The organism is Frigoribacterium sp. MEB024 (genome assembly GCF_000878135.1).
GTDB lineage: Bacteria > Actinomycetota > Actinomycetes > Actinomycetales > Microbacteriaceae > Frigoribacterium.
Map to the genome: position 1 here is coordinate 1 of NZ_JXQZ01000059.1, position 21597 is coordinate 21597.

Annotated in this window: 22 protein-coding genes; 21 read left to right on the plus strand and 1 reads right to left on the minus strand. The window is 70.5% G+C overall.

Annotation, left to right across the window (positions count from 1 at the left end; translation table 11 throughout):
* The 16 genes from SZ60_RS11570 to rbfA all read left to right on the plus strand — a co-directional run.
* The coding region (locus SZ60_RS11570; protein ID WP_043596102.1) for a M50 family metallopeptidase at positions 1-864 on the plus strand (864 nt) is incomplete at its 5' end.
* Between the two features lie 80 nt (positions 865-944).
* Positions 945-2093, plus strand: a complete 1149-nt coding sequence (ispG, locus tag SZ60_RS11575; protein ID WP_171007237.1) for a flavodoxin-dependent (E)-4-hydroxy-3-methylbut-2-enyl-diphosphate synthase — start codon at positions 945-947, stop codon at positions 2091-2093.
* 230 nt (positions 2094-2323) lie between these two features.
* Positions 2324-3247: a MetQ/NlpA family ABC transporter substrate-binding protein gene (locus SZ60_RS11580; RefSeq protein ID WP_043596106.1), complete on the plus strand. Its 924-nt coding sequence runs from the start codon at positions 2324-2326 to the stop codon at positions 3245-3247.
* Between the two features lie 84 nt (positions 3248-3331).
* Positions 3332-4393 (plus strand): methionine ABC transporter ATP-binding protein, encoded by a 1062-nt coding sequence (locus tag SZ60_RS11585; protein ID WP_043596107.1) that lies wholly within the window; start codon positions 3332-3334, stop codon positions 4391-4393.
* Position 4394: 1 nt separating this feature from the next.
* Positions 4395-5054 carry a methionine ABC transporter permease gene (locus SZ60_RS11590; protein WP_043596109.1) on the plus strand — a complete coding sequence of 220 codons (660 nt, stop codon included), beginning with the start codon at positions 4395-4397 and terminating at the stop codon, positions 5052-5054.
* A gap of 55 nt (positions 5055-5109) precedes the next feature.
* Complete coding sequence (locus SZ60_RS11595) at positions 5110-6141, plus strand: MoxR family ATPase (protein WP_082060094.1); 1032 nt, start codon at positions 5110-5112, stop codon at positions 6139-6141.
* 5 nt (positions 6142-6146) lie between these two features.
* Positions 6147-7034, plus strand: coding sequence for a DUF58 domain-containing protein (locus tag SZ60_RS11600; protein ID WP_043596111.1), 888 nt, complete (start codon positions 6147-6149; stop codon positions 7032-7034).
* Positions 7021-7503, plus strand: coding sequence for a hypothetical protein (locus tag SZ60_RS11605; protein ID WP_043596112.1), 483 nt, complete (start codon positions 7021-7023; stop codon positions 7501-7503). Before SZ60_RS11600 ends, SZ60_RS11605 begins: the two co-directional genes overlap by 14 nt.
* Positions 7494-8492 carry a VWA domain-containing protein gene (locus SZ60_RS11610; protein ID WP_043596114.1) on the plus strand — a complete coding sequence of 333 codons (999 nt, stop codon included), beginning with the start codon at positions 7494-7496 and terminating at the stop codon, positions 8490-8492. The genes SZ60_RS11605 and SZ60_RS11610 overlap by 10 nt, the downstream gene beginning before the upstream one ends.
* Positions 8489-9595, plus strand: a complete 1107-nt coding sequence (locus SZ60_RS11615; protein WP_052505356.1) for a VWA domain-containing protein — start codon at positions 8489-8491, stop codon at positions 9593-9595. Before SZ60_RS11610 ends, SZ60_RS11615 begins: the two co-directional genes overlap by 4 nt.
* Positions 9592-10428, plus strand: coding sequence for a hypothetical protein (locus SZ60_RS16590; protein WP_052505357.1), 837 nt, complete (start codon positions 9592-9594; stop codon positions 10426-10428). Before SZ60_RS11615 ends, SZ60_RS16590 begins: the two co-directional genes overlap by 4 nt.
* A gap of 26 nt (positions 10429-10454) precedes the next feature.
* On the plus strand, positions 10455-12215 hold the full coding sequence (locus SZ60_RS11625; protein WP_043596115.1) for a proline--tRNA ligase: 1761 nt from the start codon (positions 10455-10457) through the stop codon (positions 12213-12215).
* Between the two features lie 164 nt (positions 12216-12379).
* Positions 12380-13369 (plus strand): transcription termination factor NusA, encoded by a 990-nt coding sequence (nusA, locus tag SZ60_RS11630; RefSeq protein ID WP_043596117.1) that lies wholly within the window; start codon positions 12380-12382, stop codon positions 13367-13369.
* An 81-nt stretch (positions 13370-13450) separates the two neighbouring features.
* On the plus strand, positions 13451-13753 hold the full coding sequence (locus SZ60_RS11635; protein WP_043596118.1) for a YlxR family protein: 303 nt from the start codon (positions 13451-13453) through the stop codon (positions 13751-13753).
* Positions 13754-13842: 89 nt separating this feature from the next.
* Positions 13843-16635 carry a translation initiation factor IF-2 gene (infB, locus tag SZ60_RS11640; RefSeq protein WP_043596120.1) on the plus strand — a complete coding sequence of 931 codons (2793 nt, stop codon included), beginning with the start codon at positions 13843-13845 and terminating at the stop codon, positions 16633-16635.
* 101 nt (positions 16636-16736) lie between these two features.
* Positions 16737-17279, plus strand: a complete 543-nt coding sequence (gene rbfA / locus SZ60_RS11645) for a 30S ribosome-binding factor RbfA (protein WP_043596121.1) — start codon at positions 16737-16739, stop codon at positions 17277-17279.
* A 30-nt stretch (positions 17280-17309) separates the two neighbouring features.
* Here rbfA and SZ60_RS11650 read toward each other — a convergent pair whose 3' ends face one another.
* The gene (locus SZ60_RS11650; protein WP_043596122.1) at positions 17310-18179 is read right to left on the minus strand and encodes an A/G-specific adenine glycosylase; all 870 of its coding nucleotides are present in this window, start codon (positions 18177-18179) and stop codon (positions 17310-17312) included.
* 68 nt (positions 18180-18247) lie between these two features.
* On the opposite strand from SZ60_RS11650, the gene SZ60_RS11655 reads away from it, so the two are divergent.
* From SZ60_RS11655 to SZ60_RS11675, 5 genes are read left to right on the plus strand one after another with little or no spacing between them, the layout of a single operon-like run.
* The gene (locus SZ60_RS11655) at positions 18248-18802 is read left to right on the plus strand and encodes a hypothetical protein (protein WP_052505358.1); all 555 of its coding nucleotides are present in this window, start codon (positions 18248-18250) and stop codon (positions 18800-18802) included.
* A 46-nt stretch (positions 18803-18848) separates the two neighbouring features.
* A complete protein-coding gene (truB, locus tag SZ60_RS11660; RefSeq protein WP_043596124.1) occupies positions 18849-19748 on the plus strand; it encodes a tRNA pseudouridine(55) synthase TruB in 900 nt (299 codons plus the stop codon).
* Positions 19745-20113, plus strand: a complete 369-nt coding sequence (locus SZ60_RS11665) for a hypothetical protein (RefSeq protein WP_043596125.1) — start codon at positions 19745-19747, stop codon at positions 20111-20113. The genes truB and SZ60_RS11665 overlap by 4 nt, the downstream gene beginning before the upstream one ends.
* Positions 20114-20159: 46 nt before the next feature.
* Positions 20160-20636 carry a hypothetical protein gene (locus SZ60_RS11670; protein WP_071253863.1) on the plus strand — a complete coding sequence of 159 codons (477 nt, stop codon included), beginning with the start codon at positions 20160-20162 and terminating at the stop codon, positions 20634-20636.
* 5 nt (positions 20637-20641) lie between these two features.
* Entirely contained in the window at positions 20642-21583 is a 942-nt protein-coding gene (locus SZ60_RS11675; RefSeq protein WP_043596126.1) for a bifunctional riboflavin kinase/FAD synthetase, read from the plus strand.
* Positions 21584-21597 lie beyond the last annotated feature (14 nt).

Consider the following 21597-nt stretch of genomic DNA (forward strand, 5'->3'; position numbering starts at 1 on the left):
CAGGCGAGCAACACGGTCGGCAGCGTCAGCACCTGCGTCCTGCCCGCCGGGTCGACCGAGACGAGCTGCCCGTCCGACGCACCCGAGGCTCCCGCCTACGCCGCGGGCATGCTGAACGGCGACCGCATCGTGTCGATCGACGGCACGACCGTCTCCGACGGCGACCAGATCACGGGCATCCTGCAGCGTTCTCCCGGCGAGACCCTGGCCGTCGTGGTCGACCGCGACGGCACCGAGCGCACGCTCCAGGTGACGCCGGCCCTGTCCGAGCGGTACGTGACCACGTCGAGCGGGGCCGTCGCGACGAACCCCGACGGCAGCTCGCAGACGCAAGAGGTCGGCTTCGTCGGCATCGGCTTCGCCTACGAGAAGGTGCGTGAACCCGTGACGGCCGTGCTGCCGGCCGTGGGCGACAACATCGCACACGTGGTCGGCGTCATCGTCACGCTGCCCCAGCGTCTCGTCGGGGTGGCGCAGGCCGCCTTCGGCGGGGCCGAGCGCGACCCGAACGGCCCGGTCAGCGTCGTCGGGGTCGGGCGCATGGCGGGCGAGATCGCGAGCCTCGACACCATCCCGGTGGTCGACCGCATCAGCACCCTCGTCGGTCTGCTCGCGAGCCTCAACGTCGCGCTGTTCGTGTTCAACCTGGTGCCGCTGATGCCGCTCGACGGCGGACACGTGGCCGGCGCCTTGATCGAGGCGATCCGCCGCGGCTTCGCCAAGCTCTTCCGCCGACCCGACCCGGGCCCCGTCGACACGGCCAAGGCCATCCCCGTCACCTTCGCGATCGTCATCCTCCTCGGCGGCATGACGGTTCTGTTGACCTATGCCGACATCGTGAACCCGATCGATCTCTTCGGCTGACGTCAGGTCACGGACGTCGCGTGACCGGACGGTCACCCGCCCGTCACGCGGCGTCCAGCGCCGAGGTTTACGATGACACCGTGCCAGCAGTCAATCTCGGAATGCCGAAGGTCCCCGAAGTCCTCGCCCCGCGTCGCAAGACGCGGCAGATCAAGGTCGGCAAGGTGCTCGTGGGTGGCGACGCCCCCGTCAGCGTGCAGTCGATGACCACGACTCCGACCCCCAACATCAACGCCACCCTGCAGCAGATCGCCGAGCTCACGGCCAGCGGCTGCGACATCGTGCGCGTGGCCGTGCCGAGCCGTGACGACGCCGAGGCCCTTCCGATCATCGCGAAGAAGAGCCAGATCCCGGTAATCGCCGACATCCACTTCCAGCCCAACTACGTCTACCAGGCTATCGACGCCGGCTGCGCGGCCGTCCGGGTCAACCCCGGCAACATCCGCAAGTTCGACGACCAGGTGGGCAAGATCGCCGCCGCGGCGAAGGCCGCGGGCGTCTCCATCCGCATCGGCGTCAACGCCGGCTCGCTCGAGCCCAGCATCCTGCAGAAGTACGGCAAGGCGACGCCCGAGGCGCTCGTCGAGTCCGCCGTGTGGGAGGCCTCGCTGTTCGAAGAGCACGACTTCCACGACTTCAAGATCTCGGTCAAGCACAACGACCCGATCGTCATGGTCAAGGCCTACCGTCAGCTCGCCGAGCGCGGTGACTGGCCGCTGCACCTCGGCGTCACCGAGGCCGGTCCCGAGTTCCAGGGCACGATCAAGTCGGCCACGGCGTTCGGCATCCTGCTGAGCGAGGGCATCGGCGACACCATCCGCGTCAGCCTCAGTGCCCCGCCCGCCCAAGAGGTCAAGGTCGGTCTGCAGATCCTGCAGTCGCTCAACCTGCGCGAGCGCAAGCTCGAGATCGTCAGCTGCCCCAGCTGCGGCCGCGCTCAGGTGGACGTGTACAAGCTCGCCAACGACGTCACCGACGGGCTCGAGGGCATGACCGTCCCTCTGCGCGTCGCCGTCATGGGCTGTGTCGTCAACGGCCCGGGCGAGGCCCGCGAGGCCGACCTCGGCGTCGCGTCCGGCAACGGCAAGGGGCAGATCTTCGTCAAGGGCGAGGTCATCAAGACCGTCCCCGAGTCCGAGATCGTCCAGACGCTCATCGACGAGGCCAACCGCCTCGCCGCCGAGATGCCCCCCGGCGAGCTCGGCTCGCCCGAGGTCGTCACCGTCTGATCCGGCATGCCCCGCGGGCGACGCGACCCCTTCAGGAGGCGCGGTGCGAGAATCCTCGCACCGCGCCTCCTGCCTGGGGTCGCGTCCCTGCCCGGGGCCGCCCTGACCGTGTGTCGTCGTGTGACGCCCCGATGTGACGCGCCCCGGGGCGTCGGCCAGCATGGAGGGCGCACCGCGACAGCCTCGGCCCACCCCCGAGCGGTGCTCCCGCAGCGCCCCGAGAGGAACCCATGACCAGCAGCGCCCCCCTGATCGACGCCCCCAAGAAGGGCCCCGGTCGACTGATCGCCATCATCGTCGCGGTCGTTGTCGTGCTCGCCGCCGTCGGCATCGCGATCGGAGTCAGCCGTGGCGGTGGCGACGACGAGACCGTCCGCATCGGTGTCGTCGGCGCGAGCGACCCGTACTGGGCCGACTTCGTCCAGGCCGCGGCCGACGAGGGCATCACGGTCGACCTCGTGGACTACTCGGACTACGAGCAGCCGAACCCGGCCCTCGCCGACGGCGAGATCGACCTGAACCAGTTCCAGCACATCGTCTACCTCGCGCAGTACGACGTGGCCTCGGGCAACGACATCGTGCCGATCGGTTCGACGGCGATCTACCCTCTGCCGCTGTACTCGTCGAAGTACACCGAGCTGAGCGACTTCCAGCAGGGCGACACCATCGCGATCCCCGACGACTCGAGCAACCTGGCCCGCGCCCTGCTCGTGCTGCAGTCGAACGGCCTGATCTCGCTGAAGGACGGCGGGACGATCTTCTCGGGCGTCAACGACGTCGACGAGTCGAAGTCGAAGGTCAAGGTCGCCACGGTGAGCGCCGACCTCGCCGCCACGTCGCTGCCCGACTACGCCGGTGCGATCATCAACAACGACTTCGCGACCAAGGCCGGCCTGTCGACCGACGACGTCATCGCCCAGGACGACCCCGAGGACCCCTCGTCGGTGCCCTACGCCAACGTCTTCGCCGCCCGCGCCGAGGACAAGGACAACGCCACCTACCAGAAGCTCGTCCAGATCTACCAGGACACCAAGGCCGTCACCGACGGCGTCGTCGACAACTCGGGCGGCACGGCGATCATCACGAAGATCCCCGTGGGCGACCTCGAGAAGTCGCTGACCGAGACCGAGAAGCTCGTCGAGCAGAACGGCTGACCCCACCAGGTCGCAACCCCCGGCCCGGACCGCGCGCAGGCACCCGCTCGCGGTCCGGGCCTCCGCCCGTGCCGAGGAGAACGCGTGCCCGCCATCACCCTGACCGACGTCGTCAAGACCTACCCGCCCCGCGAGAAGGGCGCCCCACCGCTGACCGCGGTCGACGGCGTCAGCCTCGAGATCGCCGAGGGCGAGATCTTCGGCATCATCGGCTACTCGGGCGCGGGGAAGAGCACCCTGGTACGCCTGGTCAACGCCCTCGAGCCCACGACGAGCGGGAGCATCCGCGTCGACGGTCGTGAGATCACGGGCCTGCGTGAGCGTGACCTGCGGGGGGTCCGGGCCGGCATCGGCATGATCTTCCAGCAGTTCAACCTCTTCTCGTCGAAGACGGTCTGGGGCAACGTCGAGTTCCCGCTCAAGGCGGCGGGCGTGCCGAAGTCCGAGCACCAACGGCGGATCAGCGACCTGCTGCACTTCGTCGGCCTCGGTGACAAGGCCCACGCGCGGCCGGACCAGCTCTCGGGTGGGCAGAAGCAGCGCGTCGGCATCGCCCGCGCGCTCGCGACGAACCCCCGCATCCTGCTCGCCGACGAGGCGACGAGTGCCCTCGACCCCGAGACGACGAGCGAGGTGCTCGCGCTACTCAAGCGCGTCAACGCCGAGCTCGGAATCACCATCGTCGTGATCACCCACGAGATGGACGTCATCAAGTCGATCGCCGACCGGGTGGCCGTGATGGACTCCGGACGCGTCGTCGAGACCGGCCCCACCTTCGAGGTGTTCTCCGACCCGCAGCAGGCGTCGACCAAACGGTTCGTCTCGACCGTCATCGCGGGCACGCCGCACGGCGACGAGCTCGAGGCGTTGCGGGCCCGGCACGACGGCACTCTCGTGTCGGTGCGCATCGCCGAGGGCGGCGTCGACCAGCGCGACGTCTTCGCGCTGCTCGCCCGTCACGGCCTCTCGTTCGAGATCGTCTTCGGGGGCGTGAACGACATCCAGGGGCGCACCTTCGGCACCCTGACCCTCGCCGTGACCGGTGACGACGCGGCCGTCCGGGCGGCCGTCGCCGAGTTGGGCGACAACGCGACCGAACTGCCCCCCTCGCCGACGGCCTCGGCCGCACCCACGGAAGGACGCTGACATGGACTCCCTGATCGAACTGCAGCCGATGCTGTGGCAAGCCGCCGTCGAGACCGTCTACATCGTCGCCCTGACGCTGCTCTTCGGCGGCATCGGCGGGCTCGTGCTCGGCCTGGCGCTCTACCTGACGCGGGGCGGGGCGTTGTTCGCGAACCGCGTCGTCTACGGTGTGCTGAACGTGGTCGTCAACGTCTTCCGACCGATCCCGTTCATCATCTTCTTGGCCGCGGCCCAGCCGTTGGCGAGGTTCGTCATCGGTTCGGGCAGCGGCAACCCGGCCATCATCTTCACCCTGTCGCTCGCCGCGTCGTTCGCGATCTCGCGCATCGTCGAGCAGAACCTGCTCACCGTGCAGCCGGGCGTCATCGAGGCCGCACGAGCCGCGGGGGCCGGCCCGGCCCGCATCATCGGAACGGTGCTGCTGCCCGAGGCGCTCGGACCGCTCGTCCTCGGGTACACGTTCATCTTCGTCGCACTGGTCGACATGTCGGCGGTGGCCGGGTACATCGGCGGCGGCGGGCTCGGCAACTTCGCCCTGCTCTACGGCTACCGGCAGTTCGACCCGGTCGTCACGTGGGCCGCGGTCCTGCTCATCATCGTGCTGGTGCAGCTCGTCCAGTTCCTCGGTAACTGGCTGGCGAGGCGCGCGCTGCGGCGGTGAGGCACGGCGGCCGTGGGCAACGGCGCTGTCGGGGTACTGGTTTACAGTGGGGCGCGTGACCGACACCGCCACCGCCAGCCAGACCCCGCCGCCGGCCTCGGCCCCCGTGACGCCCGCCGAGCTCGAGCGGGCCCGGCAGATCGTCGGGGCCGTGTCGCAGGCGTTCGGCCGCAAGGTCGTGGGTCAGACCGCCCTCCGTGACACCCTGCTCGTCGCCCTGATCACCGGCGGGCACGTCCTGCTCGAGAGCGTCCCGGGGCTTGCCAAGACGACCGCCGCCCAGACCATCGCGCAGTCGATCGACGCCAGTTTCCGGCGCATCCAGTGCACGCCCGACCTGCTGCCGAGCGACATCACGGGCACGCAGATCTACGACGCCCAGAAGTCCACGTTCGTCACCCAGCTCGGGCCCGTCCACTCGAACTTCGTCCTGCTCGACGAGATCAACCGGTCGAGCGCCAAGACCCAGAGCGCCATGCTCGAGGCGATGCAAGAGCGGCAGACCACCATCGGTGGCACGGTGTACCGGCTGCCCTCGCCCTTCCTCGTCCTGGCCACGCAGAACCCGATCGAGCAAGAGGGCACCTACCAGTTGCCCGAGGCGCAGCTCGACCGCTTCCTGTTGAAAGAGATCCTCGACTATCCGACCCCGGCCGAAGAGGCAGAGATCATCCGGCGGATCGAGAGCGGCGTCTACGACGAGGCCGCGTCACCCTCGACCGGCGTCGGCCTGGCCGACGTCGTCTACCTGCAAGACCTGGCCAAGCGCGTCTACGTCGACGCGTCGATCGTCAACTACATCGTGCAGCTCATCTACGTCACCCGGCACCCGCAGCAGTACATCCCGGCCACCCTCGCCGACTACGTCGAGTTCGGTGCCAGCCCGCGGGCGAGCATCGCCTTCATGCAGGCGGCCCGTGCCCTCGCCCTGCTGCACGGTCGCGACTACGTCATCCCCGAAGACGTCAAGCACCTGCGGCACTCCGTGCTGCGCCATCGCATGATCCTCAACTACGAGGCCACGGCCGACGAGGTCGCGCCCGAGACGATCATCGACGCCGTGTTCGGCGCCGTCCAGACCCCCTGACCCCGGTGGCCAGCCTGCTGCTGCGCGTGCGCACGAAGATGGGGCTCTTCGCCCACCGACGCACCATCGACCTGCTCGAGGGCGGATACGCCTCGGTGCACCACGGGCGCAGCCACGACTTCGACGACCTCAGGGCGTACGTCCCGGGCGACGAGGTGAAGGACATCGACTGGAAGGCCACGGCCCGTCACGGCGAGCCGTTGGTCAAGCGGTACATCGCGAGCCGGCGGCAGAACCTCGTCCTGGTGATGGACACCGGTCGCAACATGGCGGCGACGGCCACGAGCGGCGAGTCCAAGAAAGACATCGCGCTGATGGCGGCGGGCGCCCTCGCCTACATCGCCGCCAAGCACGGCGACGTCGTGTCCCTGGTGGCGGGTGACTCGTCGGGGACCCGCGCGCACCCGGCCGGCGCGACCGAGGCCCACCTCGAGACCCTCCTGCGTCAGGTCGACCGACGGGTCGACCTCGACGCCCCGACGAGCGACCTGGCCTCGGTGCTCGAGTGGGTCGCGCGAGGCATCCGGCGTCGCTCGATGCTGTTGGTGGTCACCGACGACGTCGCGATCGACGAGCGCATCACACGATTGCTCCGCCGTCTGCGCGCCCAGCACGAGGTGGTCTGGCTGACGATCGGAGACGCCGACCTGATGACGCGAACGGGGCATGGCGGCGAGGTCTTCGACGTCCGAGAGATGTCCGGGCTGCCGGCCTACCTCCGGGAGAACGCGCAGCTCCGACGCGAGTTCGACGACTCGTCCGTCCGACGCGTGGGCGACACCGAGCGCGAGCTCCTCGCCCTCGGCATCAGCAGCCAGCGACTCGGTAGCCAGGCCGAGGTCGTGCCGGGCCTCTTCGCCCTGATCGAGAAGCACCGTCGTGTCGGGCGCTGACGACTTCTTCGGGCCCTACCAGTACCCGCTCTGGGTGCTCTGGCTCGTGCTCGGCCTGGTCGGGCTGGCCCTCGTGGTCGCCTGGTACGTCTTCGTGTTCCGCTTCTCGGCACGGCGACTTCCCCCGGCCCGGCGAGCGGCCCAGGCGGCGTCCCGACCGGCCGCCCTCGCCGACACCAAGGCGAAGTACCTCGCCCTCATCGACGAGGTCGAGACGGCCGCGAGTTCGGGGCGGCTGAACGACCGCGGGGTGCACTCCCGGCTCAGCCTGCTGTTGCGGTTCTTCGCGCACGAGACGAACGGCGTCGACACGCACGTGATGACCCTCGCCGACCTGCGCGAGTCGAACCTGCCCCGGCTCGCGGGGGCGGTCGAGCAGTACTACCCGCCGGCCTTCCGGCTCGAAGAGCCCGGCGACCCCGCCCGTGCCGTCGCCACCGCGAGAGACGTGGTGGCGTCATGGGGCTGATCTTCTGGTGGTTGCCGCTGGTCGCCCTGGCGGTCGTGGCGGTGGCGGCGTGGCTCTACGTGCGCTGGAGGCGCCGAGACAGGGCGCGCCTCCGTCGTCTCGGCGTCCCGGTCGCGCACGGCGAGCGACTGACCGCCCTGCCCGCCTACCAGCGTGTCGTCCGGCGCTACCGTGCCGCCCTCGCGGTCGTGCTCGTCGCCATGGTGGCCCTGACCGGCATCAGCGTCCTGCTCGCCGCCCGGGTCTCGAGCACCGACGTCGTCGAACCCCAGTCGTACAAGCGCGACATCATGCTCTGCCTCGACGTGTCGGGCTCCATGACCGAGGTCGACTCCCAGATCGTCGACACGTTCTCGACCCTCTCGCAGGGGCTCGACGGCGAACGCATCGGGCTCTACCTCTTCGACAGTTCGGCCGTGCAGGCGTTCCCGCTCACCGACGACTACGACTTCGTCCGCACGCAACTCGAGCAGTACCGCGACTCGTTCGACACCATGGGCGAGAACGGGACCCGCTACTGGACGGGCACCGACCTCGGTGACGGCGCCTCGTTGATCGGGGACGGCCTGGCCTCGTGCGTCCTCGGCTTCGGCGACGACGACAGCACACGACCCAAGTCGGTCGTGCTCGCCACCGACAACTACGTCAACGGCAAGGCCCTGCTCACGCTCACCGAGGCTGCCGACCTGGCGGCCGAGCGCGACGTCCGGGTGTACGCCGTGAACCCCGCCGACCACGCCACGGACGCCGTGGCCGACCAGGTCGCCGCCGAACTGCGCACCGCGGCCGAGTCGACCGACGGTGGCTACTACGCCCTCGACGATTCGACGACCGTGCCGCAGATCGTCGACGAGATCGACGCCCGCGAGGCGGGGCTGTTCACGGGGGCTCGACGACTCGTGGTGACCGACCACCCGCAGGCTCTGGCGATCGCCGCCTTGCTCGTCGCGATGGGCGGGCTCGTGATGCTCTGGCGGGTGCGGCTGTGATCGCGGGCGCGCTGGTCTTCCAGCCCGTGCTGCCCTGGTGGCTCCTCGGCGTGGCCGCCGTCGCCCTGCTCGGGTTCACCGGCTGGCGCGTGGTGGCCGAGCGGGGCCGGCGGCGGGCCCTGCTCACCTGGGTGCGACGTCTCGTGATCGTCGCGCTGTTGCTCGTCGTCGCGGTACGACCGAGCCTGCCCGGTGGATCGGCCCAGGCGTCGGTCGCCCAGCTCAACGTCTTCTTCGTGGTCGACACGACCTCGAGCATCGCGGCCGAGGACTGGGGTGACGGCCAGCGTCGTCTCGACGGGGTGCGGTCCGACATCGCCGAGGTGACCTCGCAGCTGGCGGGCGCACGGTTCTCGTTGCTGTCCTTCGACAGCACGGCCGTCCTGCGGACGCCGCTGACCGACGACGCCTCCGCCGTGGTGGCCGCCGCGGACGCCATGAACCAAGAGGTCACCTACTACTCGAGCGGCAGTTCCGTGAGCGAGGCGAACGACCTGCTGGCCGAGCGGCTGACCGAGGCTCGGCAGAGCGCCCCGGAGCGGGCCAACGTCGTCTACTACCTCGGCGACGGCGAGCAGACCAGCGGCACCGAGCCCGAGAGCTTCGCGGCCTCGGCCGGCGACGTCGACGGCGGTGCCGTCTTCGGCTACGGCACCGAGCAGGGAGGCAAGATGCGCGTCTTCGACGGCTACGGCGACGAGTACTCGACCGAGGAGTACATCGAGGACCGCACGCAGGCCGGTGATCCCGACGCCGTCTCGAGGATCGACGAGGACGCCCTGCGGCGCATCGCCGATCAACTCGGCGTGCCGTACGTTCACCGCACGGCCGACACGTCCGTGGACGCTGCCGTCGCCGACGCCCGCGACGGGGCCGTCGCCTCCGACGAGGGACGAGCCGACAGCCTGATCGACCTCTACTGGCTCGCCGCGATCCCGGCGTTCCTCCTGCTGTTGATCGACGTCGCCCTCGTGGCCAGGGCCCTGGGCGAGGTCCGGCCGACACGAGCCCTCCGCGACGAGCGTGGGCCGGGCCGCGGGCGTGACCGTGCGGCTGCGTCGGCCGTCGACGCCGCCCGACCCGAGGGGGGAGCACGCCCGTGACCGACACCCTCGTCCCACCGCCCGTCGACGAGATCCGCCGCGCCCACGAGGCCGAGGCCGGGCCCACCGTCGAGCAGTACCGCAAGCGCCTCCGGCGTCGGCTGCTGCTCTGGTCGGCCCCGGTCGTCCTCGTGGTCCTGCTCGTCGCGCTCAAGCTGCTCAGCCTGCCCACGTTCGCCGCCCTGACGCAGTGGTCGTACGGCGATCAGGAGTTCGAACGCAGCGCCTCCCTGTCCGAGCCGCTCGGCGTCGCCAACGTGGTCGAGCCGTGGGTGCACCACTTCGACCGGGGCACCGCCTACGCACAGATCGGCGTGCTCGACGTGGCACGGCAAGAGTTCGTCACGGCGCTCGACCTCGCCCCCGACGACGCGACGATCTCGTGCGTCATCCGGGTCAACCTGGTGTTGACGATCGAGGCGCAGGGCGACGCGGCCCTGCTCGAACTGCGCTACGCCGACGCCGAGGCGCTGTACGAACTGGGTCAGAAGACCGTCGACGAGGCGCCCGAGGGCTGTTTCCAGCCGCCGGACGACCCCCGACAGCCCGACACGTCCCAGCCGCTCGACGACGCCCAGCAACGCCTCGACGAGAAGGGGCAGCAGGCCCAGGGGGGCCAGGGCGACGAGCAGCAGCCCGGCGGCGACGACGGCAGCGATCCCGGTGCCGGGGGAGACGAGCCCGGCGAAGGCAAGGGCCAGGCCGAGTCCGACGACCCCCTCGACCAGCTGCAGCAGCAGGGCGAGGAGAGCCAGCAGCAGCAACAACAAGACACCGACCGCGACCGCTACTACGAGCAGAACCCGGGCGACTACGACGGCAAGCCGTGGTGAGCTGGGCGCGCCCCTAAGCTGGACGGGTGTCCACACGTCTCTCCCAGCTCTTCGTCCGCACCCTCCGAGAAGACCCCTCCGACGCCGAGGTGACCAGCCACCGCCTCCTCGTCCGCGCCGGGTACATCCGACGTCAGGCGCCGGGCGTCTTCGCCTGGCTGCCGCTCGGCCTGCGCGTCAAGGCCAGGATCGAGGCGGTCATCCGCGACGAGATGCAGGCGGCCGGTGCCCAAGAGGTGCACTTCCCCGCCTTGCTGCCGCGTGAGCCCTACGAGGCCACCGGCCGCTGGACCGAGTACGGCGACGGCATGTTCCGGCTGAAGGACCGCAAGGACGCCGACTACCTGCTGGCCCCCACGCACGAGGAGGCCTTCACCCTGCTGGTGAAAGACCTCTACTCGTCGTACAAGGACCTTCCCCTGACGCTGTTCCAGATCCAGGACAAGTACCGCGACGAAGCGCGGCCCCGGGCCGGCCTGCTGCGTGGCCGCGAGTTCACCATGAAGGACGCCTACTCGTTCGACGCATCCGACGCCGGGCTCGACGAGAGCTACCAGAAGCAGCGCGACGCCTACGAGCGCATCTTCACCCGTCTCGGCCTCGAGTACGTCATCGTCAAGGCGGACGCCGGGGCCATGGGCGGTTCGCGGAGCGAGGAGTTCCTGCACCCGACCGTCATCGGCGAGGACACGTTCGTCCGCTCGGCCGGCGGCTACACCGCGAACGTCGAGGCCTTCACGACGATCGTCCCCGACACGGTCCCGCTCGCGGGTCTCGCCCCCGCCCGCCGCCTGGCACCGGCCGACACGCCGACCATCGACTCGCTGGTCGCGCAGCTCAACGAAGACGAGGCGCGCGACTCCGGGCCCTGGACGGCCGCCGACACCCTGAAGAACGTCGTCGTCGCGCTCAGTCATCTCGACGGAACCCGCGAACTCGTCGTCGTCGGCCTGCCCGGTGACCGCGAGGTCGACATGAAGCGGCTCGAGGTCGCCTTCGCGCCGGCCGAGGTCGAGGCCGCCGGCGACGCCGACTTCGTGAAGAACCCCGTCCTGGTCCGCGGATACCTCGGCCCCCAGGTGCTCGGTGGCGAGTCCGACTCCGGCATCCGCTACTTCGTCGACCCCCGCGTGGTCGAGGGATCGGCCTGGGTCACCGGGGCGAACGAGAAGGGCGTGCACGTCGCCGACCTGGTCATGGGTCGCGACTTCACCGCCGACGGCACCATCGAGGCCGCTCAGGTCCGCGAGGGCGACCCCGCTCCCGACGGCTCCGGCCCCATCGAGACCGCCCGCGGCATGGAGATCGGCCACGTCTTCCAGCTCGGTCGCAAGTACGCCGAGGCGCTCGGCCTCAAGGTGCTCGACGAGAACGGCAAGCAGGTCACGGTCACGATGGGGTCGTACGGCATCGGCGTCACGCGCATCCTCGCGGTGATCGCCGAGGCGAACAACGACGCCAAGGGCCTGATCTGGCCGGCGAACGTCGCTCCCTTCGACGTGCACGTCGTGGCGACGGGCAAGGACCCCGTGGTCTACGAGGTCGCCGAGAAGCTCACCGCCGACCTCGAGGCCCACCGTCTCGACGTCCTCTACGACGACCGTCCCAAGGTCTCGCCCGGCGTCAAGTTCGGCGACGCCGAACTGCTCGGCGTGCCGCAGATCGTCGTCGTCGGCCGCTCGGCCGGCGAGGGCGTCGTCGAACTCTGGGACCGCCGCACGGGTGAGCGCACCCCGGTCCCCGTGGCCGAGGCCGTCGCGAGCCTCACGGCCCCGCGGGCGTCCTGAGCGCCGGCACCGCGCCTCCTCGTCCCGGTCGGGACGACCCCGAGGAGGCGCGGTGCCGACCCCGGCGAACGGTCCGCCGGGCACCCCGCTCTCGGGTACCGTAGAGCCATGCTGTGCGCGCCATCGTGCGTGCAGCCTGCAGATCTGAATAGTGGAGGCCCTCAGTGGACATCGACCTGAGCGTGCTGCGTCTCATGGAGCGCGAGCGTGAAATCCCCTTCGACGAACTCGTGCGCATCATCGAGCAGGCCATCCTGACGGCCTACCTCAAGCACACGAACCAGCCCGAGAGCCGCATCCCGGCTGCTCGCGTCGAACTCGACCGCAAGACCGGACACGTCTCGGTCTTCGCCATCGAACGCGACGACGAGGGCGAGGTCGTCGGCGAGTCCGTCGACAGCCCCAGCGACTTCGGCCGGATCGCCGCCTTCGCGGCCAAGCAGGTCATCAACCAGCGCCTGCGCGACATCGGCGACGACAAGGTGCTCGGCCAGTTCAAGGGCCGTGAGGGCGACATCGTCGCCGGCGTGATCCAGCAGGGGCCGAACCCGCGCATGATCCACGTCGACCTCGGCACGGTCGAGGCGATCCTGCCGCCCGAAGAGCAGGTGCCGGGTGAGAAGTACGCCCACGGGTCGCGCATCCGCGTGTACGTCACGGGCGTCAGCAAGGGCACGAAGGGGCCGCAGATCACGGTCTCGCGCACCCACCCGTCGCTCGTGCGCAAGCTCTTCGCCCTCGAGGTGCCCGAGATCGCCAGCGGTGTCGTCGAGATCGTCTCGCTGGCTCGCGAGGCCGGTCACCGCACCAAGATGGCCGTCCGCGCGACCGAGCCCGGCGTCAACGCCAAGGGGGCCTGCATCGGCGAGATGGGGCAGCGCGTCCGGGCCGTCACCACCGAGCTCAATGACGAGAAGATCGACATCGTCGACTACTCGAGCGACCTGCCGACCTTCGTCGCCAGCGCGCTGTCGCCGGCCAAGGTCTCGTCGGCCTTCGTGATCGACGCGTCCACCAAGGCCGTGCGGGCTCTCGTGCCCGACTACCAGCTGTCGCTCGCGATCGGCAAAGAGGGTCAGAACGCCCGCCTCGCCGCGAAGCTGACGGGCGCGCGGATCGACATCCAGCCGGACAGCATCCTCGAAGACGACTGATCGCTTCGAGACACCGAGGACGACCGGCGCACCACGCCGTTCGCCGTCGGCGTCTCCCGTCCGACGACCCGAGGGGGTAGGGTGGAACCCGTCAGAACGTGCATCGGTACTCGAGCGCGCGCTCCACGATCCGCACTCGTGCGGGTCGTCGCCCGAAACGGACGTCTCGTGGTCGATCCGACCGCGACCCTTCCCGGGCGGGGTGCGTGGTTGACGCCGTCGATCGACGCGTTCGAGTCGGCAGTGAAGCGCAGGGCTTTCCGCCGTGCACTCCGCCTCGACTCCGAACCCGACGTCGACGAGCTCCGCGACCACCTCACGCGGATCACCACGTCACGACCCATCGCCACGACAGAACAGGCTGAACGGCACATGGACAACTAATGAGCAACCACCAATGAGCGGCTCGAAATGAGACCCGTCCAGAACTGAAGGCTCTTCCCGTCTCGGGAAGGGCCCGAGACAGGAGAACTGTGGCTAAACCACGCGTACACGAGATCGCCAGCGAGCTGGGGATCGACAGCAAGACCGCACTAGAGAAGCTCAAAGAGATGGGCGAGTTCGTCAAGGGACCGTCGTCCAGCGTCGAGCCTCCCGTCGCCCGCAAGCTGCGCCAGGCCTTCGCCGGTGCCGCGAAGCCTGCGACCCCCGTTGCCAAGGCTCCTTCGACCGGTGCCGCCGCGCAGCCCGCGAGCTCGGCACCCAAGCCCGGCGGCCCTCGTCCGGCTGCTCCCAAGCCCCCCGTCGCCGAGCCGACGCCCGCCCCCGTGGCGGCGGCCGAGCCCGACGTCGACGCGGCGCCCGCGCCTGTCGCCCCGCTGACGGTCGCCGAGCGACAGGCCCAGGCCGAGGCGCAGCGCGCCGCAGCGGCGTCAGCCGCCAAGGACGGCGCGGCGGCTCCGGCCGACGACGCCGCGAAGCCCGGCGCCGCCGGTCCCAAGCCCGGCGGCCCCCGCCCCGGTGCCCCGCGTCCCGGCAACAACCCCTTCGCCAGCAACCAGGGCATGGGACGCCCCAGCGCGCCTCGTCCCGGCGGCTCCGGTGCGGCCAGCAGCATGCCGCGCCCCGGTGGCGCCGCAGGCCCCCGCCCGATGGCCCCGCGTCCCGGTGCTCCCCGTCCGGGCGCCCCGCGTCCCGGCGTGGGTGCAGGCCCCCGTCCCAACGGCTTCGGTCAGCGTCCCGCCGGTGGCGGCGCAGGTCGTCCCGGCGGTGCCGGTGGTGGCTTCCAGCGTCCCGGTGCCGGTGCTCCCGGCGCGGCCGGCGGTTTCCGTCCCGGCTTCAGCGGACCCCGTCCCTCCGGTGGTGGTGGTCGCGGCCGTGGCCCCGGTGGCGGTACGGCCGGTGCGTTCGGTCGCGGTGGCGGCAAGAGCAAGGCTCGCAAGTCGAAGCGGACGAAGAGGGCCGAGTTCGAGATGCGTTCGGCTCCGTCGCTGGGTGGCGTCAGCGTCCCCCGTGGCGACGGCAGCACCATCGTCCGTCTCCGTCGCGGTGCGTCGATCAGCGACTTCGCCGACAAGATCGACGCGAGCCCCGGCAACCTGGTGACCGTCCTCTTCCACCTCGGTGAGATGGCGACGGCGACCGAGTCGCTCGACGAGGCGACCTTCCAGGTCCTCGGCGAGGAGCTCGGCTACAACATCCAGGTCGTCTCGCCCGAGGACGAGGACAAAGAGCTGCTCGAGGGCTTCGACATCGACCTCGAGCAGGAGCTCGAAGACGAAGACGAGTCCGTCCTGCAGATCCGTCCTCCCGTCGTCACCGTCATGGGTCACGTCGACCACGGCAAGACGCGTCTCCTCGACGCGATCCGCAACGCCAACGTGGTCGCCGGCGAAGCCGGTGGCATCACGCAGCACATCGGCGCCTACCAGGTGTGGGCTCCGCACGAGGGCGTCGAGCGCGCCATCACTTTCATCGACACCCCTGGTCACGAGGCGTTCACCGCCATGCGTGCTCGTGGTGCCCAGGTGACCGACATCGCGATCCTCGTGGTCGCGGCCGACGACGGCATCATGCCGCAGACGGTCGAGGCGCTGAACCACGCCCAGGCGGCCGGCGTGCCGATCGTGGTCGCGGTCAACAAGATCGACAAAGAGGGTGCGAACCCGGCGAAGGTGCGTCAGCAGCTCACCGAGTACGGCCTCGTCGCCGAGGAGTACGGCGGAGACGTCATGTTCGTCGACGTGTCGGCCCGTGACAACAAGAACATCGACGCCCTCCTCGAGGCCGTCCTGCTCACGGCCGACGCCGGTCTCGACCTGCGTGCCAACCCCGACAAGGACGCCCGCGGTGTCGCCATCGAGGCCCGCCTCGACAAGGGCCGCGGTGCCGTCGCGACGGTGCTGATCCAGTCCGGCACGCTGCGCGTCGGTGACGCCATCGTCGCCGGCACGGCGTACGGACGCGTCCGCGCCATGGTCGACGAGAACGGCGACTCGGTCGACGAGGCCTACCCGAGCCGGCCCGTGCTGGTCCAGGGTCTGTCGAGCGTCCCCCGAGCCGGTGACACCTTCCTCGTCACCGAGGAGGACCGCACGGCTCGTCAGATCGCCGAGAAGCGAGAGGCCGTCGAGCGCAACGCGTCGCTGGCCAAGGCCCGCAAGCGCATCTCGCTCGAGGACTTCACCCGTGCTCTCGAAGAGGGCAAGGTCGAGGCTCTCAACATCATCATCAAGGGTGACGTGTCCGGTGCCGTCGAGGCGCTCGAAGAGTCCTTGCTCAAGATCGAGGTGGACGACAGCGTGCAGCTGCGCATCATCCACCGCGGTGTGGGTGCGGTCACCGAGAGCGACGTCAACCTGGCGACGGTCGACAACGCGGTCATCATCGGGTTCAACGTGCGTCCCGACACGAAGGCTCGTGAGCGTGCTGCTCGCGAGGGTGTCGACGTGCGCTTCTACTCGGTCATCTACGCGGCGCTCGAGGACATCGAGAACTCGCTCAAGGGCATGCTCAAGCCCGAGTTCGAGGAGAAGCAGTCCGGTGTCGCCGAGATCCGCGAGATCTTCCGCTCGTCGAAGGTCGGCAACATCGCCGGTGTCATCGTGCGGTCGGGAACGATCACCCGCAACGCTCGCGCCCGCGTCATCCGCGAGGGCGTCGTCGTCGGCGACAACCTGGCGATCGACTCGCTGCGTCGCTTCAAGGACGACGTCACCGAGGTGCGGACGGACTTCGAGGCCGGCATCGGTCTCGGCAAGTTCAACGACATCCAGATCGGCGACGAGATCGAGACCATCGAGATGGTCGAGAAGCCCCGGGGCTGACCCGGCGTCATCGCAGTACACGAGGCCCCGCTCCGACTACGGTCGGGGCGGGGCCTCACCCCTCTCGCCACGGCGGCGAGCAGCACGAACAGGAGTGAACAATGGTTGACGCGCAACGCGCCCGCAAGATGGCCGACCGCATCCACGAGATCATCGCTCGGCGTCTCGAGCGCGGCATCAAGGACCCCCGCCTCGGGTTCGTCACGATCACCGACGTCAAGGTGACCGGCGACCTGCAGCACGCCTCGGTCTTCTACACGGTCTACGGCACCGACGAGGAGCGTCGTGACACGGGTGCGGCCCTCAAGTCGGCGACCGGCATGCTGCGCAGCGAGGTGGGCAAGAACATCACCGCACGCCTCACGCCGAGCCTCGAGTTCATCCTCGACGCCCTGCCCGAGAACGCGGCCTCGATCGACCGCCTGCTGCAAGAGGCCCGTCAGCGCGACCACGAGAGCCAGTCCCTGGCCTCGTCGGCCGAGTACGCCGGCGACGCCGACCCGTACGTCAAGCCGCGCGACCTCGACGCGGACGACGACCTCGACGACGCCGAGGACGACCTCGACGACGACCTGGCGATGGACGACGAGCTCGAGGCCCCGGCCGCAGGCGCCTCGACCGAGCCCGACGGCTCCACCCGCTGACCGCAGCGTCCCTCCGGACGCCCGCCCGCCTCAGTCGGGCAGGCGATAGCCCTCGTCGGGCGACCCCGTGGCCAGGCCGTCACGGAGCAACCCGGCGAGGGCTCTCGCGCGTTGCCCGTCGTCCGTCCAGACCGTCTCGATCTCGGCCGAGCTGACGGGCACGTCGCTGGCCCGCAACTCGGCCATGATCAGCCCCCGCACCTGGCGGTCCGACCCCTCGAAACGGGCCTGCGTCCGGAGGCGCGGCCCGGCATGCGCAGGACGACCCGCCAGCACCCACGCGCACTGCTCGACCAGCGGGCAGACGTCGCACTTCGGTGACCGCGCCGTGCAGACCAGCGCACCCAACTCCATGACGCCCGCGTTCGTGACCCGCGCCTCCTCGAGGTCGTCGGGCAGCTGCGACTCCATCAGGGGCAGGTCGCGCGAGGCCTTGGGTGCCCACGGTTCGGCGAGACCCTCGACGGCACGGGCCAGGACGCGGCGGACGTTCGTGTCGACGACCGGGTGACGGTGGCCGTAGGCGAAGACCGCGACGGCACGTGCGGTGTAGTCGCCGATGCCGGGCAGTGCCAGGAGAGACGGGACGTCCTCGGGCACGACGCCGCCGTGCCGCTCGGTGATCGCCACGGCGGCGGCGTGCAGGGCGAGGGCCCGACGCGGGTAGCCGAGGCGCTCCCAGGCCCGCACGGCCTCGGAGGCAGGCGACGCCGCCAGGTCGCCCGGCGTCGGCCAGCGTTCGAGCCATTGCTCGAGGCGCGGGACGACGCGGGCCACGGGAGTCTGCTGCAGCATGATCTCGCTGACGAGCGTGCCCCAGGCCGTGAATCCGGGACGCCGCCACGGGAGGTCGCGACCGTTCTCGCGGAACCAGGCGTTGACGGCGGGGGAGATGCTCACCGTAGGAGCCTACGGCTCGCCCTCGACCTCCCCGGCGAGGTGTCGGCGGTCGGGCGTACGGTGTCGACATGACCACCCGATGGGCCCCTGCCAAGAAAGACACGCTGCGCGAACTGGCGACCGAGATCGTCCACAACTACGGGCGCGGCCGCGTGCTCGTCGCGATCGACAGCGACGGAGGCGCGGGTGCGGCCGGTCTCGCCGACGACCTCCTCGAGGCCTTCCGCGAGCTGGGGCACGCGGCGTTCCGCGCCTCGCTCGACGGCTTCGAGAAACGTCCCGACGCGGCGCCGCGCGACTCCGCTCCCGTGCTGGACGAGAGCCTGTTCCGCCGGGTCCTGGTCGAGCCGTTCCGGCTCGGCGGCAGTGCGGGCTGGGTCGAGCGGGCCTGGGACGCCGACGCGGACCGTTCGGTCGAGTCCGCCTGGGTCACCGGTCCGGCCGACGCGGTCCTGCTCGTCGACGGCACCGACCTCGCGCGCCCCGGCCTCGCGGGGCTGTGGCACTACCGCGTCTGGGTCACCGCCGACGATTCGCGACTCGACGCCCGGGCCAAGGCCTCGGCCGTCGTGGACAACTCCGACCGCGAGCACCCTCGTCGACGCTTCGACGACGCGTGCTGAGCGCGTCCCCGGCCCCGTCGCGGTCCGGCTGCGCTAACGTCGTCGGGTGAACAGCGGCCTCCTCCTCGTCGACAAGCCGCAGGGCATCACCAGCCACGACGTCGTCTCGCGCGTGCGCAAGGCCGCGGGCACGCGCAAGGTCGGCCACGCCGGCACGCTCGACCCGCTGGCCACGGGACTGCTCGTGCTCGGCCTGAACTCGTCGACGCGCCTCCTGACGTTCCTGGTCGGCCTCGACAAGGGCTACGACGCCACCATCCGTCTCGGCGTCTCGACCACCAGCGACGACAGCGACGGCGAGGTCGTCTCGACGACCTCGGCCGGCGGCGTCACCGACGACGCGATCGACGCCGGCGTGACACGACTGACCGGGCCGATCAGCCAGGTGCCCACCACGGTGAGCGCGATCAAGGTCGACGGCCGTCGCGCCTACGACCTCGCCCGTGCCGGGGTCGAGGTCGAGCTGAAGGCCCGCGACGTGACGATCACCGAGTTCACCGTGCTCGACCGACGCGACGCCGTCGTCGACGGGGTGCCCGTGCGCGACCTCGACGTGCGGGTCTCGTGCTCGTCCGGCACCTACGTCCGGGCTCTGGCCCGCGACCTCGGAGCCGACCTCGGCGTCGGGGGACACCTGACCGCGCTGCGTCGGACGCGGGTGGGGCCGTTCGACGTGACCCGCGCCTCCGTCCTCGAGGGCATCGACGTCGCTCCGGCGCTGCTGCCTCCCGTCGACGTCGCCCGGACCCTCTTCCCGGAGTGGTCCATGACCGCGGCCGAGGCCGTCGACCTCGGGCACGGCAAGCGCGTGGCCGTCGATCTCGACGACACCCCCGGGCCGGTCGCCGCCGTCACGCCCACGGGCAGGCTCGCGGGCCTGGTCTCGGTGCGGGCCGGCGCCGCGAAGCCCATCGTGAACTTCCCGACCGACGAGGTGCAGGCATGATCGAGTGGTTCACCTGGGTACAGGTCGTGGTGGCCGTCGTGGCGGGAATCGTCTGCGTGGTCGCCTGTTTCGCGAAGCGTCAGCCCGACGACATCACCGTCGGCACCGGGGCCGTCGTGCTGCTGCTCCTCCTCGTGCAGCTCGTCGTCGCGATCGTGGCCCCGTTCGTCGGCAACGCGCCGACGGGCAACCTCGTCGAGTTCTACATCTACCTCGTCTCGGCCATCCTGCTGCCGCCGCTCGCGACCGTCTGGGCGCTCGTCGACCGCACCCGCTGGAGCAACCTCGTGCTGGCCACCTCGTCGTTCGCGATCGCCGTGATGGTCTACCGCATGTTCCAGATATGGACCGTCCAGGGCCTCTGACGCACCCGGTCGGCGGCGGGCCCGCCGGAGTCCTATCCTTGACGGGATGGTCACTCAGAAGTCAACGCGCGCGGTCGGCCTCGGCCGGGTCCTCATCGCCGTGTACGCCCTCCTCGCCCTCGCCGCCACCGGTCGGTCGGTCTTCCAGATCACGACCCAGTTCTCCGAGGCGCCGCTGGCCTACACCTTGAGCGCGTTGTCGGCCGTCGTCTACATCGTCGCCACCGTGGCCCTGATCGCGCCCGGCCAGGGCTGGTACGCCGTGGCCTGGGCGACCATCAGCTTCGAGCTCGTCGGCGTCCTGATCATCGGTCTCGTGACCGTGCTCGACCCCGAACTCTTCCCGCACGACACCGTGTGGTCGTTCTTCGGGCGCGGGTACGGCTTCGTGCCGCTCGTCCTGCCCGTGCTCGGCATCCTGTGGCTGCGTCGGCAGGGGCGCGCGACGCGGGCGGCGGGTGGCACCGGTGCCGAGGGCGCGGGGGCCGGCGGGTCTCCTCGCGACCCGGGCACGACGAGGTAGCGCGCGTGCAGTTCTACGACCTGGTCGGCGACGTGCCGCCCGACTTCGGGCCGAGCGCCGTCACCATCGGCAAGTTCGACGGAGTCCACGTCGGCCACCGCGCCGTGATCGACATGCTCGAGGGGGTGGCGCGCGACGAGGGTCTCGTGTCCACCGTGGTCACCTTCGACCGGCACCCGTTGGCGGTCCTGCGACCCGACGACGTGCCGACGGCCCTCGTCAGCAACCGGCAGAAGCGCGAGCTGCTCGACGAGGCCGGGGTCGCCGCCACCCTCATGCTCACCTTCGACGCCGAGCTGCGGGCGCTGACGCCCGACGAGTTCGTCGACCGCATCCTGGTCGGGGCCCTGCACGCCCGCGTCGTGTTCGTCGGTGACGACTTCCGCTTCGGCGTGCGCGGCAGCGGCACCGTCGACACCCTGCGCGAGCTCGGTGCCTCCCGCGGGTTCCGGGTCGTGTCGATCGACGACGTGCGACCGAGCGGTGGCCGTCGGGCGTCCTCGACCTGGATCCGTGAACTGATGGACGCCGGTGACGTCCGCCAGGCCGGCGTCCTGCTCGGGCGCGAGCCGTCGGTACGCGGCATCGTCGTGCACGGAGAACAGCGCGGCCGAGAGCTCGGCTTCCCGACGGCCAACCTGGCCCGCGACAGCGAGGGGTTCGTCCCGGCCGACGGCGTCTACGCCGCTCGCGTGGTGGTCGACGACACGCTCTATCCGGCGGCGGTCTCGGTCGGCAACAACCCGACCTTCGAGGGGGTGCCGGCCAAGCAGGTCGAGGCGCACCTGCTCGACGTCTCACTCGACCTCTACGGGCTCGAGGTCACCGTCCACTTCGTCGACTGGGTACGGGGCAACGTGCGCTTCGACGGGCTCGAGGCCCTGATCGCGCACATCCGGGCCGACGTGGTCCGCACGCGCGAGATCCTGGGGCTGCCGACCGCCTGAGGCCCCGTGGGCCC